Source organism: Haloarcula halobia, from assembly GCF_029338255.1.
Taxonomy (GTDB): Archaea; Halobacteriota; Halobacteria; order Halobacteriales; family Haloarculaceae; genus Haloarcula; species Haloarcula halobia.
The window spans coordinates 3,153,676-3,170,207 of the sequence record NZ_CP119787.1; the positions used below are offsets into that span (position 1 = coordinate 3,153,676).

At 66.3% G+C, this 16,532-nt stretch carries 16 protein-coding genes; 13 read left to right on the forward strand and 3 right to left on the reverse strand.

What is annotated here, in order from left to right:
* Nucleotides 1-36 precede the first annotated feature (36 nt).
* From ahaH to P1K88_RS16705, 11 genes are all read left to right on the forward strand, one after another.
* On the forward strand, nucleotides 37-369 hold the full coding sequence (gene ahaH / locus P1K88_RS16655) for an ATP synthase archaeal subunit H (RefSeq protein ID WP_276411346.1): 333 nt from the start codon (nucleotides 37-39) through the stop codon (nucleotides 367-369).
* On the forward strand, nucleotides 356-2,599 hold the full coding sequence (locus tag P1K88_RS16660) for a V-type ATP synthase subunit I (protein ID WP_276411347.1): 2,244 nt from the start codon (nucleotides 356-358) through the stop codon (nucleotides 2,597-2,599). Before ahaH ends, P1K88_RS16660 begins: the two co-directional genes overlap by 14 nt.
* Nucleotides 2,600-2,823: 224 nt before the next feature.
* Nucleotides 2,824-3,078 carry a F0F1 ATP synthase subunit C gene (locus P1K88_RS16665; protein ID WP_276278409.1) on the forward strand — a complete coding sequence of 85 codons (255 nt, stop codon included), beginning with the start codon at nucleotides 2,824-2,826 and terminating at the stop codon, nucleotides 3,076-3,078.
* Between the two features lie 21 nt (nucleotides 3,079-3,099).
* On the forward strand, nucleotides 3,100-3,684 hold the full coding sequence (locus P1K88_RS16670; RefSeq protein WP_276411348.1) for a V-type ATP synthase subunit E: 585 nt from the start codon (nucleotides 3,100-3,102) through the stop codon (nucleotides 3,682-3,684).
* Entirely contained in the window at nucleotides 3,681-4,757 is a 1,077-nt protein-coding gene (locus tag P1K88_RS16675) for a V-type ATP synthase subunit C (protein WP_276411349.1), read from the forward strand. Before P1K88_RS16670 ends, P1K88_RS16675 begins: the two co-directional genes overlap by 4 nt.
* Complete coding sequence (locus P1K88_RS16680) at nucleotides 4,754-5,080, forward strand: V-type ATP synthase subunit F (protein WP_276411350.1); 327 nt, start codon at nucleotides 4,754-4,756, stop codon at nucleotides 5,078-5,080. Before P1K88_RS16675 ends, P1K88_RS16680 begins: the two co-directional genes overlap by 4 nt.
* Nucleotides 5,081-5,082: 2 nt before the next feature.
* Complete coding sequence (locus tag P1K88_RS16685) at nucleotides 5,083-6,843, forward strand: ATP synthase subunit A (protein ID WP_276411351.1); 1,761 nt, start codon at nucleotides 5,083-5,085, stop codon at nucleotides 6,841-6,843.
* Nucleotides 6,844-6,845: 2 nt separating this feature from the next.
* Entirely contained in the window at nucleotides 6,846-8,273 is a 1,428-nt protein-coding gene (locus P1K88_RS16690; protein ID WP_276278414.1) for an ATP synthase subunit B, read from the forward strand.
* A 94-nt stretch (nucleotides 8,274-8,367) separates the two neighbouring features.
* Nucleotides 8,368-9,120, forward strand: coding sequence for a bacteriorhodopsin (locus tag P1K88_RS16695; protein ID WP_276411352.1), 753 nt, complete (start codon nucleotides 8,368-8,370; stop codon nucleotides 9,118-9,120).
* A gap of 87 nt (nucleotides 9,121-9,207) precedes the next feature.
* Complete coding sequence (locus P1K88_RS16700) at nucleotides 9,208-9,900, forward strand: V-type ATP synthase subunit D (RefSeq protein ID WP_276411353.1); 693 nt, start codon at nucleotides 9,208-9,210, stop codon at nucleotides 9,898-9,900.
* A gap of 91 nt (nucleotides 9,901-9,991) precedes the next feature.
* Nucleotides 9,992-10,384, forward strand: a complete 393-nt coding sequence (locus P1K88_RS16705) for a DUF6276 family protein (protein WP_276411354.1) — start codon at nucleotides 9,992-9,994, stop codon at nucleotides 10,382-10,384.
* Here the strand turns inward: P1K88_RS16705 and P1K88_RS16710 are convergent.
* The gene (locus P1K88_RS16710; protein WP_276411355.1) at nucleotides 10,381-10,767 is read right to left on the reverse strand and encodes a DUF7968 family protein; all 387 of its coding nucleotides are present in this window, start codon (nucleotides 10,765-10,767) and stop codon (nucleotides 10,381-10,383) included. The genes P1K88_RS16705 and P1K88_RS16710 overlap by 4 nt on opposite strands.
* Nucleotides 10,768-11,002: 235 nt before the next feature.
* Between P1K88_RS16710 and P1K88_RS16715 the strand changes: the two genes are divergently transcribed.
* Nucleotides 11,003-12,133 carry a GNAT family N-acetyltransferase gene (locus P1K88_RS16715; RefSeq protein ID WP_276411356.1) on the forward strand — a complete coding sequence of 377 codons (1,131 nt, stop codon included), beginning with the start codon at nucleotides 11,003-11,005 and terminating at the stop codon, nucleotides 12,131-12,133.
* 16 nt (nucleotides 12,134-12,149) lie between these two features.
* On the opposite strand, the gene prf1 is transcribed toward P1K88_RS16715, so the two are convergent.
* On the reverse strand, nucleotides 12,150-13,400 hold the full coding sequence (gene prf1, locus P1K88_RS16720) for a peptide chain release factor aRF-1 (RefSeq protein WP_276411357.1): 1,251 nt from the start codon (nucleotides 13,398-13,400) through the stop codon (nucleotides 12,150-12,152).
* A gap of 504 nt (nucleotides 13,401-13,904) precedes the next feature.
* Between prf1 and P1K88_RS16725 the strand changes: the two genes are divergently transcribed.
* A complete protein-coding gene (locus P1K88_RS16725; RefSeq protein WP_276411358.1) occupies nucleotides 13,905-14,717 on the forward strand; it encodes a MinD/ParA family ATP-binding protein in 813 nt (270 codons plus the stop codon).
* Between the two features lie 10 nt (nucleotides 14,718-14,727).
* Here the strand turns inward: P1K88_RS16725 and argS are convergent, their stop codons facing one another.
* The gene (gene argS / locus P1K88_RS16730) at nucleotides 14,728-16,518 is read right to left on the reverse strand and encodes an arginine--tRNA ligase (protein ID WP_276411359.1); all 1,791 of its coding nucleotides are present in this window, start codon (nucleotides 16,516-16,518) and stop codon (nucleotides 14,728-14,730) included.
* Nucleotides 16,519-16,532 lie beyond the last annotated feature (14 nt).

The window sequence follows — 16,532 nt, forward strand, 5'->3', positions numbered from 1 at the left end:
AAATAGGCGCTCTGGCAACGTCCGTACGATTAGAGAATGCCACGGCCAGAAGTTCTCGACAAGATAAAAGAGGCCGAGCAGGAGGCCGACGAGATCGTCGCCGAAGCCGAGGAAGACCGCGAGCAGCGGATCCAGGAGGCTCGCGAGGAGGCCGAGGAAATCCGCCAGGAGGCCCGCGAGGAGGCCGAGGCGGCGGCCGAAGAACGACTCGCCGAAGCCCGATCGGAGATCGAGGCCGAGCGCGAGGAGATTCTCGCCGACGGCGAGGCGGCCCGCGACGAGCTCGAGGCAGCGGCCGAAGACCGCGTCGACGAGGTGGTCGACTACGTGACAGAGCTCTTCGAGGAGGCGGTACATGCTCAGACCTGAGAAGATGTGCCGCGTCTCGGTGACCGGGTCGAAACGGTCCATGCGGGACACCGTGGAGGCGGTCCACGACCTCGACATGCTCCACGTCACCGAGTACGACGGCGCGTGGGACGGGTTCGAGCCGGGCGACCCCGTCGAAGGCGCCGACGAGGCCTCGGAGAAACTGGTCACCGTCCGGTCGCTGGAGTCGATTCTGGACGTCGGCGCGGACGATGCGGGCCCGACCCGCGTGGTGACCGACGAGGCCATCGACGAGGAGCTGGCGTCCGTCCGCGAGCAGGTCAACGAGCTCGACGACCGGCGTGACGACCTTCGCGGCGAACTCCGCCAGGTCGAAGAGCGCATCAACGCGATGGAACCGTTCGTCACGCTGGGCATCGACCTCGACCTCCTCCGTGGCTACGAGTCGCTGTCGGTCGTCGTCGGCGAGGCCGACCCCGACGAGGTGAAGGTCGCTCTCGCCGACAGTCCCGTCGACAGGTTCCGCGTCGACGCCGTGGACGGTGTCGTCGCCATCTTCGCCAAGGCCGAGGAGAGCGAGGTCCAGGACGCCCTGGTCGGGGCGACGTTCACCGGGCTGGAGATCCCCGACGGCGACGGCGACCCCTCGTCGTACCTCGAGGAACTCCAGCACCGCAAACAGAAACTCGAGTCGAAGCTCACGACGGTCCAGGACGAACTGGACGACCTCCGACTCGACTACGCCGGCTTCCTGCTGGCCGCCGAGGAGAAACTCTCCATCGAGGTCCAGAAGGCCGAAGCACCCCTGACCTTCGCGACGACCGAGAACGCCTTCATCGCCGAGGGCTGGCTCCCGAACGACCGCTACGAGGAGTTCCAGAGCGCGGTCCGCAGCGAGGTCGGCGAGGCCGTCGACATCGAGAAGCTCGAAGTCGCCGAGTACGACTCCGACGGGCACGCACACGCCGCCGAGGAGGTCGAACACGAGGCGTCGGCACCCGCCGCAGACGAGGGCGCCGCCACCGCCGACGAGGAGGGCGAGACCCGCGAGGCCGCTGCCGACGGCGGGACGGTGCGCTCCGACGGTGGCATCGTCACGATGGGCAGCGACGCCCCGCCGGTCGTCCAGGACAACCCGGCGACGGTCAAGCCCTTCGAGGCGCTGGTCGAGGTCATCAACCGACCGAAGTACAGCGAGTTCGACCCGACCGTCGCCTTCTTCCTGACCTTCCCGGCCTTCTTCGGGTTCATGATCGGCGACCTGGGATACGGGACCATCTACCTGCTGCTGGGTTACACGCTGTACAGCCGCGTCGACAGTGACGTCCTGAAGAGCCTCGGCGGCGTCGCGATGTGGGCCGGTGGCTTCACGATGCTGTTTGGCGTCCTCTACGGCGAGATATTCGGGTTACACCAGCTCGGTGAGATCGTCTGGGGCGGCAACCCGCCGATCCACAAGGGCCTCCAGCCCCACTACGGCGAGTACGCGCTCGGCTGGCTCGTCCTGAGCCTCTTTGCCGGGATGCTCCACCTCGCGGTCGGCTGGATCTTCGACTTCATCGAGAACCTCAGCCACGGCCTCAAGGACGCGGTCCTCGAGAGTGGCTCCTGGCTCATGATGCTGTTTGGCTTCTGGGGCTGGATCCTCGCCGACGCGCCGCCGACCGGCGCCGCACCGCCGCTGCTCGTCGGCTCTGCCGAACAGAGCGTCTTCGCCGGGAACCCGTTCCCGTTCGGCTTCACCGTCCTGCCGGAAGTAGTCGGCTTCCTGGCGTTCGCGGTCTTCGCCGTCGGCCTGGTCCTGCTGGTCGTCGGTGAGCCCATCGAGGGCGTCGAGTTCCTCAACGTGCTCGTCAACGTGCTCTCGTACACCCGACTCGCCGCCGTGCTGCTCGCCAAGGCGGGGATGGCCTTCGTGGTCAACCTCCTCTTTTTCGGCGTGTGGGTCACGGGCTCGGGCGCCGACGCCGAGTGGCACTTCGGCATCAACCACGCCCCCGCGTACTACCTCGAACAGGGGACCTACCACGGTGCCGAGGTCACCGAAGTGATGTTCGGCGGCCTGATGCACTCGGGCATCGCCGGCGTCATCGGCGGCCTGCTCGTGCTGGTCATCGGCCACCTGCTCGTGCTGGTGCTGGGTATCACCAGTGCCGGCCTGCAGGGGGTTCGTCTCGAGTACGTCGAGTTCTTCGGGAAGTTCTACGAGGGTGGCGGCAAGCCCTACACCCCGTTCGGCTACGAGCGCAACTACACGACCGAGGACTGAGGCTCGGTCCAGCGGATCGCTTTCTGCGTTCACACAGGTCCTGAGCGACGCGTCCCGGGCGGAGTGCGTCGGGGCGTGGCTGTTATCAGTCCACACCCCCGGCCCAGCGAGAGCGTAAATCGCCGGAACAGCGTCCCGCTGAAGCAGTTTGGGAAGTTTTATGAAGTACGTCGCGCCACATACGCCTGTTCGGACACGAGCAACCTCAGAGAGGACTTCAAACAATGATTGAATCCATCGCACCCGTTGTCAACGCTGTACTGCAGGGATCGAGCGCACCAGCAATTCCGCCGGCCGCCGGCGCAGCACTCGCCGTCGGTCTGGCCGCTCTCGGCGCCGGTATCGCCGAGCGTGGTATCGGTGCTGCCGCGGTCGGTGCCGTCGCCGAAGACGAGAGCATGTTCGGGCGTGGCCTCATCCTCACGGTCCTCCCGGAGACACTCGTCATCCTCGCGCTGGTCGTCGTCTTCGTCGTCTAAACGCACCCCCCTTTTCCAACAATGAGCCTTGAAACAGTCGTAGAGGACATTCGAGACGAAGCCCGCGCGCGTGCAGACGAGATTCGCGACGAGGCCGACGAGCGCGCCCAGGAGATCACCGACGAGGCACGAGCCGACGCCGAGCAGATCCGCGAGGACCGCGAGGCCGAAGTCGAGAGCGATATCTCCCAGGAGCGCGAGCAGCGCCTCTCCTCGGCGAAGCTGCAGGCCAAGCAGGCCCGACTGGGCGCCCGTCGTGACGTCCTCGAGGACGTCCGCGCCGACGTCGAGGCGGCACTCGCCGACCTCGGAGCCGACCGTCGCGAAGAGCTCACCCGGGCCCTCCTGGACGCCGCCGTCGCGGAGTTCGACGACGGCGCCGACCTGGCCGTCTACGGCCGGGCCGACGACCAGGACCTGCTCGAAGACGTCCTCACAGACTACGACGGTGCAACGTTCGCCGGAGAGCGAGACTGCCTCGGTGGTGTCGTCGTCGAGAGCGAGGCCTCCCGAGTCCGCGTGAACAACACGTTTGACTCGCTGCTCGAGACGGTCTGGGAGGACAACCTGCGAGACATCAGCGACCGCCTCTTCGACCCACAATGAGCCTGCGAACGGACGCAAAGCGCGGTCAAGGAAGTAACTACGAGTACGTCGTCGCCCGCGTGCGGTCGCGCCGCGCGTCGCTGTTCGACGACGACGACTACCGGAAGCTGGTCCGCATGGGGACGGGCGAGATCGCCCGCTTCATGGAGGAGACCGAGTACGAGACCGAGATGAACGCACTCGGCGCCCGATACAGCGGTATCGACCTCGTCGAGTACGCGCTGAATCGCAACCTGGCCAAGCACTTCGACGACCTGCTGAACTGGGCCGAAGGGCAGCTGTACGACTACATCGCCCGGTACCTCCGGAAGTTCGACGCCTGGAACATCAAGACCATCATCCGGGGAATCTACTCCGGGGCCTCCCGGACAGATGTCGAAGACAACCTCATCGACGCCGGGGAGTTCGACGAGCGACTGCTCGAGCAGCTGCTGGCCACCGAGAGCATCGAGGAGGTCGTCGAGACCCTCGAGACCACCATCTTCGGCGACGCCCTCGCGATTGCCTACGGCGAATTCGAGGACAGCGGCGTCCTCGTGCCGCTGGAGAACGCCGTCGACCGCGCGTTCTACGAGATGCTCCTGTCGGGGCTCCCGACGGGACCGGAGGTCGACAGCCCGACGGGGCTGTACATCGAGTTCCTCCAGGCCGAGGTCGACTTCCGGAACCTCCGGAACGCCCTCCGACTCGCTCGGAGCGGGGCCGACATGGACCCGGCCGAGTACTTCATCGAGGGCGGTCGGCTGTTCAAAGAGCGCCAGCTCGCCCAGCTTGCGACCGACACCGACCAGCTCGTCAACGCCGTCCGGGAGAGCCCATACGGCGACGACTTAGAGGACGCGCTGGAGACGCTCGAGGGCGCCGACAACCTCATCGACTTCGAGCGCGCCCTCGACGTCGCCTTGCTCGAGTACGCGGAACAGCTCTCGAACCGGTATCCGCTGTCGGTCTGTCCCGTCCTCTCGTATATCCTCTCGAAGGAGCGGGAGGTCGACAACATCCGCGCCATCTCGCGCGGCCGGGAGGCCGGGCTGGATGCCGACGAGATAGAACAGGAACTGGTGATACTATGAGCCAGGAGATAGCCGTGATCGGGAGCCCGGAGTTCACGACGGGGTTCCGGCTGGCGGGCGTCCGCAAGTTCGCGGACATCCCGAACGAGGAGAAAGACGAACGGTTGGACGACGCCGTCGAGGAGATGCTCACCGACGACGACGTCGGCATCGTCGTGATGCACGACGACGACATGGAGCGTCTCTCCCGTGGCGTCAGGAAGGACGCAGAGACCAGCGTCGAACCGGTGCTGGTGACCCTCGGCGCGAGCGGCGCCGGGAGCGGCGGACTGCGTGAACAGATCAAGCGAGCCATCGGAATCGACCTGATGGACGAAGACTAATCATGAGCCAAGCAACAGAAACAGACGTCCGCGAGGACGGTATCATCGAAAGCGTCTCGGGACCGGTCGTATCGGCTCGGGACCTCGAAGCCCGGATGAACGACGTCGTGTACGTCGGTTCGGAAGGGCTGATGGGCGAGGTCATCGAGATCGAAGGAAACATCACCACCATCCAGGTCTACGAGGAGACCTCCGGGGTCTCCCCGGGCGAACCCGTCGAGGGGACGGGCTCGCCGCTCTCCGTGGACCTCGGGCCGGGCATGCTCGACGCCATCTACGACGGCGTCCAGCGCCCGCTCGACGTCCTCGAAGAGAAGATGGGCTCCCCGTACCTCGACCGCGGTGTCGACGCACCCGGTATCGACCTGGAGAAGACCTGGGAGTTCACGCCCGAGGTCTCTGCGGGTGACGAGGTCGAACCCGGTGACATCGTCGGGACCGTCCCGGAGACGCCCAGCATCGACCACAAAGTGATGGTCCCGCCCGAATCCGAGGGCGGCGAGGTCGTCTCGGCGAACTCCGGCTCGTTCGACGTCCAGGAGACGGTCGTCGAGCTGGACACCGGCGAGGAGATCTCGATGCACCAGGAGTGGCCCGTCCGCAGTCAGCGGCCGGCCGACGAGAAGCAGACCCCGACCGAACCGCTCGTGTCGGGCCAGCGCATCCTCGACGGCCTGTTCCCCATCGCGAAAGGTGGGACCGCCGCCATCCCCGGTCCGTTCGGCTCGGGGAAGACGGTCACCCAGCACCAGCTCGCGAAGTGGGCCGACGCGGACATCGTCGTCTACGTCGGCTGTGGCGAGCGTGGCAACGAGATGACGGAAGTCATCGAGGACTTCCCGGAACTCGAGGACCCGACCACCGGGAACGCCCTGATGGACCGGACCTGCCTCATCGCCAATACGTCGAACATGCCCGTGGCGGCCCGGGAGTCCTGTGTCTACACCGGCATCACCATCGCGGAGTACTTCCGCGACATGGGCTACGACGTCGCGCTGATGGCCGACTCCACCTCGCGGTGGGCCGAGGCCATGCGCGAGATATCCTCGCGGCTGGAGGAGATGCCCGGTGAGGAGGGGTACCCCGCGTACCTCTCGGCTCGCCTCAGCGAGTTCTACGAGCGCGCCGGCTACTTCGAGAACATCAACGACACCGAGGGGTCGGTCTCGGTCATCGGGGCCGTCTCCCCGCCCGGCGGGGACTTCTCGGAACCGGTCACCCAGAACACGCTGCGCATCGTCAAGACGTTCTGGGCGCTGGACGCCGACCTCGCCGAGCGCCGGCACTTCCCCTCGATCAACTGGAACGAGTCGTACTCCCTGTACCGCGACCAGCTCGACGACTGGTTCGTCGAGAACGTCCGCGAAGAGTGGCCCGAGACGCGACAGTGGGCCATCGACGTGCTCGACGAGGAGGCGGAGCTCCAAGAGATCGTCCAGCTCGTCGGGAAGGACGCACTGCCGGAAGACCAGCAGCTCACGCTCGAGGTCGCTCGCTACCTGCGTGAGGCCTGGCTCCAGCAGAACGCGTTCCACGACGTCGACACCTACTGCGAGCCCGAGAAGACCTACCGCATCGTGAACGCCATCCAAACGTTCAACGACGAGGCCTTCGACGCGCTCGAGGCGGGCGTCCCCGTCGAGGAGATCACGGACATCGACGCCGCACCGCGGCTCAACCGCATCGGCGTCCAGGAGGACTACGGGGCGTACGTCGACGACTTAGAAGAGGACCTCGCTGCGGAACTCCAGGAGAAGTACTAACGATGAAAGAGTACCAGACAATCACGGAAATCAGCGGACCGCTGGTCTTCGTCGAGACCGACGAACCGGTCGGCTACGACGAGATCGTCGAGATCGAGACGAGCGACGGCGAGACCCGCCGTGGCCAGGTGCTGGAGTCGACCAGCGACTACGTCGCCATCCAGGTGTTCGAGGGCACCTCCGGTATCGACCGGAAGGCGTCCGTTCGCTTCCTCGGCGAGACCATGAAGATGCCCGTCACCGAGGACCTGCTGGGACGGGTCATGGACGGGACCGGCCAGCCCATCGACGGCGGGCCCGAGATCGTCCCCGACGAGCGCCAGGACATCGTCGGCGCGGCCATCAACCCCTTCTCGCGGGAGTACCCCGAGGAGTTCATCCAGACCGGGGTCTCGGCCATCGACGGCATGAACACCCTGGTCCGTGGCCAGAAGTTGCCCATCTTCTCGGCCTCGGGGCTGCCCCACAACGATCTGGCGCTCCAGATCGCCCGCCAGGCGACCGTCCCCGAAGAGGAGGAAGGCGGCGACGACGAGGAGGGGTCCGAGTTCGCAGTCATCTTCGGCGCGATGGGCATCACGGCCGAAGAGGCCAACGAGTTCATGGACGACTTCGAGCGCACCGGCGCGCTGGAGCGGTCGGTCGTCTTCATGAACCTCGCGGACGACCCCGCCGTCGAGCGGACGATCACGCCGCGACTCGCGCTCACCACGGCCGAGTACCTCGCCTTCGAGAAGGACTACCACGTGCTGGTCATCCTGACGGACATGACCAACTACTGTGAGGCGCTCCGAGAGATCGGTGCCGCACGTGAGGAGGTCCCCGGCCGGCGTGGGTACCCCGGGTACATGTACACCGACCTGGCCCAGCTCTACGAGCGGGCCGGTCGTATCGAGGGCCGCGAAGGGTCTGTGACCCAGCTGCCCATCCTCACGATGCCCGGCGACGACGACACCCACCCCATCCCGGACCTAACTGGTTACATCACCGAGGGCCAGATCTACATCGACCGGGACCTGAACAGCCAGGGCATCCAGCCGCCGATCAACGTCCTGCCGTCGCTGTCGCGCCTGATGGACGACGGTATCGGCGAGGGCCTGACTCGTGGCGACCACGCGGACGTCAAGGACCAGCTGTTCGCCGCGTACGCGGAGGGGGAAGACCTGCGCGACCTGGTGAACATCGTCGGTCGCGAGGCCCTGTCGGACCTGGACAACAAGTACCTGGACTTCGCCGACCGGTTCGAGTCCGAGTTCGTCGATCAGGGCTTCGATACGGCTCGTGACATCGACGAGACGCTCGAACTCGGCTGGGACCTCCTCTCGATGCTGCCAAAAGAGGCGCTCAACCGCATCGACGAGGAACTCATCGAGGAGAACTACCGCGAGGACGAGGACGCCGCGGCCGAGGCCGTCGAAGCCGAAGCCTAGCGTCGGCGAGCGGTTCGCCGTCGCGGCGTTACCCCGTCCCTAACCATTTTGGTATGATAGATATTGGCAGTTACTTCTTAGTGAGTGATGCACTATGCCTGCACCAGGTGGCGAATCGATATGGCTATGGCTCGGTACTGCCGGGATGTTCCTCGGCATGTTGTACTTCATCGGTCGCGGTTGGGGAGAAACCGATGAACGAAGACAGAAGTTCTACATCGCAACGATACTGATAACGGCGATCGCCTTCGTGAATTACCTCGCGATGGCGCTCGGGTTCGGACTGACGATAATCGAGTTGGGCGGAGAGGAGGTGCCCATCTACTGGGCCCGGTACACGGACTGGTTGTTCACCACCCCGCTGTTGCTCTACGACCTCGGGTTGCTCGCGGGTGCCGATCGCAACACCATCGCCTCACTGGTGAGCCTCGACGTCCTGATGATCGGCACCGGTGTCGTCGCGACGCTCAGCGCGGGGAGCGGCGTCCTCTCGGCCGGCGCGGAGCGACTCGTCTGGTGGGGTATCAGCACGGCGTTCCTGCTCGTGCTGCTGTACTTCCTGTTCAGTTCGCTCTCCGGCCGGGTCGCCGACTTGCCGAGCGATACCCAAAGCACGTTCCGCACGTTGCGGAACCTCGTGCTGGTCGTCTGGCTCATCTACCCGGTCTGGTGGCTCGTCGGAACGGAGGGTCTCGGCCTGGTGACGCTGGGTATCGAGACCGCCGGCTTCATGGTCATCGACCTCACCGCGAAGGTCGGCTTCGGGTTCATCCTCCTGCGCAGTCACAGCGTCCTCGACGGCGCTGCGCAGGCGACTGCGAGCGGCGCGGCCCCGGCCGACGACTGACGACCGACGCGGCGTCCATTTTTTCGTGCGCCGACCGCCAGTCCCGACTGAAAACGGTTAACTGACTCCGCCCTGAAAGAGTCGGTAATGGCGAAGGACGTCAAACCCACGCGGAAGAACTTGATGCAGATCGAGGACCGCATCGAGCTCTCCGAGCGTGGGCACGACACGCTGGAGAAGAAGCGTGACGGCCTCATCATGGAGTTCATGGACATCCTGGACCAGGCTCAGGACGTCCGCGAGGACCTGGGCGAGGACTACCAGCGGGCCCAGCGGGCCATCAACATGGCGCGAGCGATGGAGGGGGACGTCGCCGTGCGAGGCGCCGCCGCCGCGCTGAAAGAACACCCCGAGCTGACGACCCAGTCGAAGAACATCATGGGCGTGGTCGTCCCCCAGATCGAGTCCAGCAAGGTCAGGAAGTCCCTGGACGAGCGTGGCTACGGCGTGATGGGGACATCGGCGCGCATCGACGAGGCCGCAGAGGCCTACGAGGAGCTGCTCGAGACCATCATCCTCGCCGCCGAGGTGGAGACGGCGATGAAGAAGATGTTAGAGGAGATCGAGACCACCAAGCGTCGCGTCAACGCCCTGGAGTTCAAGCTCCTGCCGGACCTCTATGACAACCAGGAGTACATCGAGCAAAAGCTCGAGGAACAGGAGCGCGAGGAGATCTTCCGCATGAAGAAGATCAAGGCCAAGAAGGAGGCCGAGGAGGACGCGATCGCGGCCGAGGAGGCCGCCGAAGAGGAAGTCGAGCCCGTCTCCGCCGACGACTGAACCCCGTTCGATTCGCTCTCGTTCTCGCACCGACCGCTGGTTCGGGGGTGCCAGCCGTCACGCTCTTCCTGCCGCCCCACGGACTACCGGCATGGCCTGTTCGAACTGTGGTGGCGACACCGTCGCGGTCCCGGTGGCCGAGGAGTTGCGCCAGTACCTCCCAGAGGGGACTGTCGGGGTGAGTCTCTGCCGGTCGTGTCTCACGATGGACCCCGTCGAGGACCCCCCGGAGACGGTGCCCGACCTCACCGCGCTCGACGACAGCTTCCCGTCGAACCCCGAGGCGGCGGTGCCATTGGCGTTGCTCGTCGGGTTGCTCGACTCGCTCGCGCTCAACCGCCAGGAGATCACGGCGTTGCTCGAACGGGTCGAGCGAGCGGGGACGGACCCGCTGCTGGTGGTCGACCGACTGGACGATTCGTTCGGGGGCGACGCCTTCGTGGACCTCGGGGCGCGTCGCCACCAGCTGGCGCAGTTGCTCTAGGGGGGGCGGACCGCACTGACGTCGTCGGCGTCCAGCACGGTCTTTCGCGAGACGACGTCGATGGTCGTGTCCGCGCCGATGCCGGTGCCGCCCTCGACGCGCTCGACGCGCAGTATCACGTCCTCGGGACTCGCACAGCCACAGTTGACGAACTCGTCCCACTCGTCGCCGACGGCGACGGGGCCGGCGTGGGCCCACCGGAGGTACCGGAGGTAGGTCGGTTCGGTCATGTTCTCCTCGAGCCAGGCGCTGTCGGCGACGAACCAGCCCTCGTTCTCGTCGGGGTCGGTCTCGGGCGACCGGAAGGAGACGAGGACCCGGTCTGCCTGGTCCGACACCGTCGACGGGTCTGTCCTGTTGACGCGCTCGCTGTCGGTGGTCATTGCTACGTCTACGCGGGACGACGGGTTAAGAGTTTTGTCCACATAGTGCAATACTACCGTAACCGAACCCGTGTCGCCGTCGTCTGCGAACGTTCCCACGAACCGACAGGGTCCGCCGGACGGACCGAAGACGACGGCTCCCGTACGGGACTGCCACGTCTGGTGTCCATCCTGATACGTTTGGCTTCCCGGTCAACCGATAGAACTTACGTAAACGTCACCGAATGGGTCGCGCATGGACCTCTTCGGGATCGCCGTGGAGAACGTTGTCGTCGGTATCGGGGCGGCGTTGCTGGTCGGGGGCGTGATGCGGGCGAAGGACGTTGCCTACAACAAGTATCTCGAGCGACAGTATCCGATCGCGGGCGAGTACATCACCATCTGGGAGCAGGAGGTCGACGGCGAGCTCGTCACCGAGTCGGCGGCGGCGACCCTGACACAGCGTGGGACGGAGATAGAGGGCGTCTCGGAGATGCCCGATTCCGACATCGAGTGGAAGTTCGAGGGACAGGTGTCCGAGACCGGCTACCTGAACGGCATCTACTACTCGACCAATCCCCACGACACTTCCATCGGGAACTTCTTCTTCCACATCAACTACGACGGGGAGCTCGAGGGGCTGTGGTCGGGGTACCAGGAGCGAAACGACACGTTGAACTCCGGTCGCTACCGATTCGTCCCGGTCCTCGATGCGTACAACATCCACCCGGTCCACAGGTCCCACGTCCCCGCGGCAGTCGACATCGCCGAGCAACGGCTGGGACCGGAGGACGCCTCGGCCGAGTTACTGACGCGGGCACTCGACGCCGACGACGCGCACTTCGGGCACGTCGCACAGATCGACACCGGCTTCGAGACGGAGACGTCGCTCGGGGCGAACCTGACCGACTCGTTGCTCGGCGAACCGTCGATAACCGACCAGACCGGGCCGGGAGACCCCGTGCCGAGCGACGTGATCGGGTTCTGCGTGGGTGCGGTCCTCGACCAGGACACGTTCCGGTCGTCGCTGAACGTCCCGGAGACGGAGCTCTCGAAGGCGTTGCAGCACGCAGACCGCGTGGGCGTCATCGAGGTGGTCGCGGTGAAAGACGGCTTCGAGAAACGCGGCATCGGGACCGAACTGGTCGAGCGCTGCCTGGCGGCCTGTGCCGACAACGGCGCGACGGCGCTGTTCGCGCTCGGGCGTGAGCACGACGACGACGTCGCCATCGCCGGGATTCTGGAGTACTTCGGCTTCCGGGCGGTCGCTCGTATCGACGATTACTGGCGCGAGGAGCGGACCGCCTGTCTCGACTGCGAGGCCTCTCCGTGTACGTGTACGGCCGTGCTCTACGCCCGCTACCAGTCGCCCGAAGAGATAGCGTGAGGGGGGCTGCCGTCGCTTACACGCCCGTCGAGTACCGCAGGAGGCCGGCGACGCCGCCGAAGGCGTTGAGCAGCTGTTCGCCTTTCTCGAAGTCGGTGGAGATGAACACCGTCTCGGTGCCCCGCTGGTCGGCCAGTTCCATCAGGTGGTCGATGGCGTCCTCTCGCTCGCCCTCCTCGGCCGGGACCGTCGCGTTACAGCGGGTGCAGTCGTGGTCGCCGGTGCTCGCGTTCGCATCGACGAGTTCGAACTCCTCGTGGCCGTTCTCGCAGGTGTAGGCGACGACGTCCTTCCGGAGGTCCTCGGAGATGAGCAGCTGTTCGACGGCACCCATGTTGAGGTTCTTCCGGGTCTGGTCGAACCCGTAGGTGGCCTTCTCGCCGTCGTGGAGCTGCTTGAAGAACTCCTCCATGACCTGCTTGTCCTGGAGCATCTCGTGTTCGGCCAGGACGTCCTCGGCGGCGTCGACCAGGTCATAGAGGCCGGACTCGTCGGTGTAGGCCACGTCGAACTTCCCGAGCACCATGTCCTGGAGCTCGTGATGGAGGTAGTCGCCGTCGAGGAACTCGTCTTTCGTCGGCGAGGGGCCACCGACGAGCACGCCGTCCATCTCGTGGCGCTCGGGGACGAACAGCTCGTTTGCCATCCCCGCGACCTCCTGGTAGAAGTTGTCGATGGCCTCCAGGCGCAGACGGGCGAACCGCTGTGCGGACTGGCCACCTTTGCGCTGCTTGCCGGGGACCAGCGAGGAGGCCGACTTGACGGCCTCGACGCGCTTGCCCTTGAGCCACCCGACGTTGGCCTCGCGGCGGTCGAGGACGACGAGGCCGAACAGGCCCTTGTCGGCCAGCATCTCTTCTAAGGGTTCGGTGAGGAACTCCGAGTCACAGTGGTACCGGAACGACTCGATGGGGTCCGGCGGGTTCTCGAGGGACTTGGTGACCATGTCCGTCCGGCCGCCGCCGGTGTCGATGGCGCCCGAGAACAGGACCATGCCGTTCTCCGGCGGGTTGTCGTAGTACCGAAGCCGGTCCTTGATCGAGGTCAGCGCGTCCTGGACGGCCGTCCGGGTGTCCTTGGACTTGATGTTCGACGCCTCGGAGTGTTCCTGCGTGACGTGGGCGACCACGTCGCTCAGCTGCTTGTCCTCGGGGACGTAGATAGAGACCAGCTGGGTGCCCGAGCCGCTGTATCCCTTGAGCTCCTCGATGACCTTGCGGAACTCGTATTTCTGTTTGTCCGACTGCTCCTGTTCCTGCTCACTCATTGTCCCCGTTTGGCTAGTGGTGGGTAAGAAACTGTTGAAGGTAGCGAGGGGCGCGAACGAGCCGTGCGAGTGAGCGGCCCTCGAAGCGGAACGGCGAGCGAAGCGAGCCGTGGAGCAGAAGCGAGGCGCTACGCGCCTCGAAACGTCGAGCGGTGAAACCGCGAGACAGGTAGCGAGGGGCTGAGCGAAGCGAAGTCCCTCGATGTGAAGCGGTGAGCAAAGCGAACCGCGGAACAGATCTCCAAGAGCGTAGCGAGGGGCGCGACCGAGCCGTACGAGTGAGTGGCCCTCGAAGCGGAACGGCGAGCGAAGCGAGCCGTGGAGCAGGAGCGAGGGCGGCCCGTAGAGCACGGACGGGCCGACCGCCAGACGAACGGTTCCAGCGCGCCGATGCACCCGTTCAGGGCGGATACAGACACACACACCGGCGAACTGCCGACAGCACGCGTCCGGCCGACAGCCGGATTTATATGCCCCACTACCCTGAAGACAAGCAATCAGAACATGGCGGGCTACGTCTGTACAATCGCGGGCGGGAAAGGCGGCGTCGGGAAGACGACGACCGCGGTCAACCTCGGGGCCGGACTCCAGGAGCTGGGGTACGACGTGGCGGTCGTCGACGCCGATCTCGGGATGGCGAACCTGGGTGCGATGCTCGACGTCGAGCCCGACCGGAGCCTGCATGACGTCCTCGCCGGTGACGGCCCCGTGAGCGAGGCGCTCACCGACGCGCCCGGCGGCCTGACGGTCATCCCCGGCGACCAGTCGCTCGACGCCTTCGCCGACGCGGACCCCGCCAACCTCCGGCGGGTCGTCAAGACGCTGCGCAACGCCTACGACGTGGTGCTGGTCGACACCGGCGCGGGCCTGAGCGACGCGGTGGCGGTCCCGCTGGGACTGGCCGACGGCATCGTCCTGGTGACGACGCCGGACGACGTGGCCGTTGGCGATACGATAAAGACCGCGGAACTGGCCGACCGCATCGACGGGGCCGTCGTCGGCGCGATACTCAACCGGGTGACCCGCGAGACGGACGTAGCCGCCATCGCGGACCGATTTTCGTTCCCGCTGCTCGCGGTCGTCCCGGACGACAGGGAAGCGACGGCCGACGAACCGCTCTTGTTCAACGCCCCGGAGGCCCCCGCCTCGGACGCCTTCATGCGACTGGCCGAGGCGCTCGAGGGCGTGTTCTTCGACGGCGAGACGGCTACCGAGGACGTCGAGACCATCGTCGACGAGGAGTGGTTCGTCGACGAATCCTCCGACGCAGACGACGAGGAGGAGAGTTCCGGCGGCGTCTTCGGCCTGTTCAACTGAGTCGCCGGCCCTACATCGAGTCCGGCGCGGCGACGCCCAGCACGTCCAGCGCGTTCGCGACGGCGTGGCGCGTCCCGGCGACCAGCGCCAGGCGTGCGGCGCGGGTCTCGGGTTCGGCGTCGAGGACCGGGCACTCGCGGTAGAAGGCGTTGAACGTCTCCGCGAGGTCACGGGTATAGGTGGCGACCGTGTGTGGCTGGAGGTCGTCGGCGGCCGTCTCGACCACGGCCGGGAAGCGGGCGAGGACCCGCAGGAGGTCGCGTTCCTCGGGTTCGTCGAGAGCGTCGGCGTCCGGCGCGGCCGGCACCTCGGCTTCGACCTCGTCGTCTCGCGGTTCCACCGCTCGACTGTCCGAGGCGCGGTTCCGCGCCTCGCTAAGGATTCCGCAACACCGTGCGTGGACGTACTGGACGTACGGTGCGGACTGGGCCTCGAAGTCGAGCGCGCGGTCCCACTCGAAGGTGATACCCTTCGTCGGTTGCTTGGAGACGATGTCGTAGCGGACCGCCCCGATGCCGACCTGGTGGGCGATGCGCTCGACGTCCTCGTCGTCGAGGTCGTTGCGGGTCCGGTCCTCCAGCCGCGACTCGACCTCCTCGCGGGCGCGGTCGATGGCCTCGTCGAGCAGGTCGTCTAAGTCGATGCCGGTCCCCTCGCGGGTGCTCATCCCGCCGTCGGGGAGGTTGACCCACGAATAAAAGACCTGCCGGAGGGCGTCGGTGTCGTTGCCAAGCAGGTCCAGCGCCGCGGAGAGCTGGTCGGCCTGGAGCTTGTGGTCCTCCCCCAGCACCGTCACGGCACGGTCGTAGTTCTCGAACTTCCACTCGTGGTGGGCCAGGTCCCGCGTGGTGTACAGGGAGGTGCCGTCCGAGCGCAGGAAGACGAGGTGCTTCTCGAAGTCCGGCAGGTCCAGCTGCCAGGCGTCGTCCTCGTAGACCGCACAGTCCAGTTCCTTCAGGCGGCCCACCAGGTCGTCGGTGGAGCCGTCGCGCATGAATCGGGTCTCCTTGACGAACTCGTCGAACTCTGCGGGGAGGCGTTCGAGGGTGCCGCGCATCCCGCCCAGCACAGTATCGACAACCTCGGCGACTCGTTCGTAGGTGTCCTCGTCGCCCGCCTCGAGGCCCTGCAGGATGGCCTGGACCTCGGCCTCGGCCGACTCGACGCGCTCCGGGTCGGCCTCCTCCAGGAACTGGTTGCCCTTGCGGTAGTAGCGGACCATCTCGTACTCGGGGGAGTCCCGTTCCGGTTCGGGCAGGTCGCTCTCGTCGAATGTCTCGTAGGCCCACGTGAACACCGCGATCTGGCGGCCCGCGTCGTTGACGTAGTAGTGGCGGTCGACGTCGTAGCCGGCGTAATCGAGCACGCGTGCGACGGCGTCCCCGATGATGGGGTTGCGCGCCCGACCGACGTGGACCGGGCCGGTGGGGTTGGCCGAGGTGTGTTCGACGACGACGCTCTCGTGTCTGGCGGGCAGGCGACCGTAGTCGGCGTCGGTCGCGGCGTCGAGCGTGTCCGCGAAGTACGCGTCGCTGGGCAGAAAGTTGACGTAGGGGCCCTGAGTCGCGACCGTGCTGACGTAGGGCAGGGCCGCGGCGTCTATCTCGTCGGCGACCCGGGCGGCGACCTCCGGCGGCGGGGCGCCGACCTCACCGGCGAGGCGGAAGGCCACGCTCGAGGCGAGGACGGCGTCGACGTCCGCCGGCGGCTCCTCGATACCGAGGTCGTCGGTCGGCAGGTCGAGACGCGTGAGCGCGGACTCGAGGGCGTCCTCGACCTCCGCGCGGAGCTGCAGGAACATACGCCCGGCTTTCG

Excerpts from the sequence above, each read along its gene's own strand:
- P1K88_RS16660 (WP_276411347.1), top strand. The coding sequence starts at position 356 with ATGCTCAGACCTGAGAAGATGTGCCGCGTCTCGGTGACCGGGTCGAAA.
- P1K88_RS16715 (WP_276411356.1), top strand. The coding sequence starts at position 11,003 with ATGGACCTCTTCGGGATCGCCGTGGAGAACGTTGTCGTCGGTATCGGG.
- ahaH (WP_276411346.1), top strand. The coding sequence starts at position 37 with ATGCCACGGCCAGAAGTTCTCGACAAGATAAAAGAGGCCGAGCAGGAG.
- P1K88_RS16690 (WP_276278414.1), top strand. The coding sequence starts at position 6,846 with ATGAAAGAGTACCAGACAATCACGGAAATCAGCGGACCGCTGGTCTTC.
- prf1 (WP_276411357.1), bottom strand. The coding sequence starts at position 13,400 with ATGAGTGAGCAGGAACAGGAGCAGTCGGACAAACAGAAATACGAGTTC.
- P1K88_RS16670 (WP_276411348.1), top strand. The coding sequence starts at position 3,100 with ATGAGCCTTGAAACAGTCGTAGAGGACATTCGAGACGAAGCCCGCGCG.
- P1K88_RS16680 (WP_276411350.1), top strand. The coding sequence starts at position 4,754 with ATGAGCCAGGAGATAGCCGTGATCGGGAGCCCGGAGTTCACGACGGGG.
- P1K88_RS16685 (WP_276411351.1), top strand. The coding sequence starts at position 5,083 with ATGAGCCAAGCAACAGAAACAGACGTCCGCGAGGACGGTATCATCGAA.
- argS (WP_276411359.1), bottom strand. The coding sequence starts at position 16,518 with ATGTTCCTGCAGCTCCGCGCGGAGGTCGAGGACGCCCTCGAGTCCGCG.
- P1K88_RS16705 (WP_276411354.1), top strand. The coding sequence starts at position 9,992 with ATGGCCTGTTCGAACTGTGGTGGCGACACCGTCGCGGTCCCGGTGGCC.
- P1K88_RS16725 (WP_276411358.1), top strand. The coding sequence starts at position 13,905 with ATGGCGGGCTACGTCTGTACAATCGCGGGCGGGAAAGGCGGCGTCGGG.
- P1K88_RS16710 (WP_276411355.1), bottom strand. The coding sequence starts at position 10,767 with ATGACCACCGACAGCGAGCGCGTCAACAGGACAGACCCGTCGACGGTG.
- P1K88_RS16675 (WP_276411349.1), top strand. The coding sequence starts at position 3,681 with ATGAGCCTGCGAACGGACGCAAAGCGCGGTCAAGGAAGTAACTACGAG.
- P1K88_RS16665 (WP_276278409.1), top strand. The coding sequence starts at position 2,824 with ATGATTGAATCCATCGCACCCGTTGTCAACGCTGTACTGCAGGGATCG.
- P1K88_RS16695 (WP_276411352.1), top strand. The coding sequence starts at position 8,368 with ATGCCTGCACCAGGTGGCGAATCGATATGGCTATGGCTCGGTACTGCC.
- P1K88_RS16700 (WP_276411353.1), top strand. The coding sequence starts at position 9,208 with ATGGCGAAGGACGTCAAACCCACGCGGAAGAACTTGATGCAGATCGAG.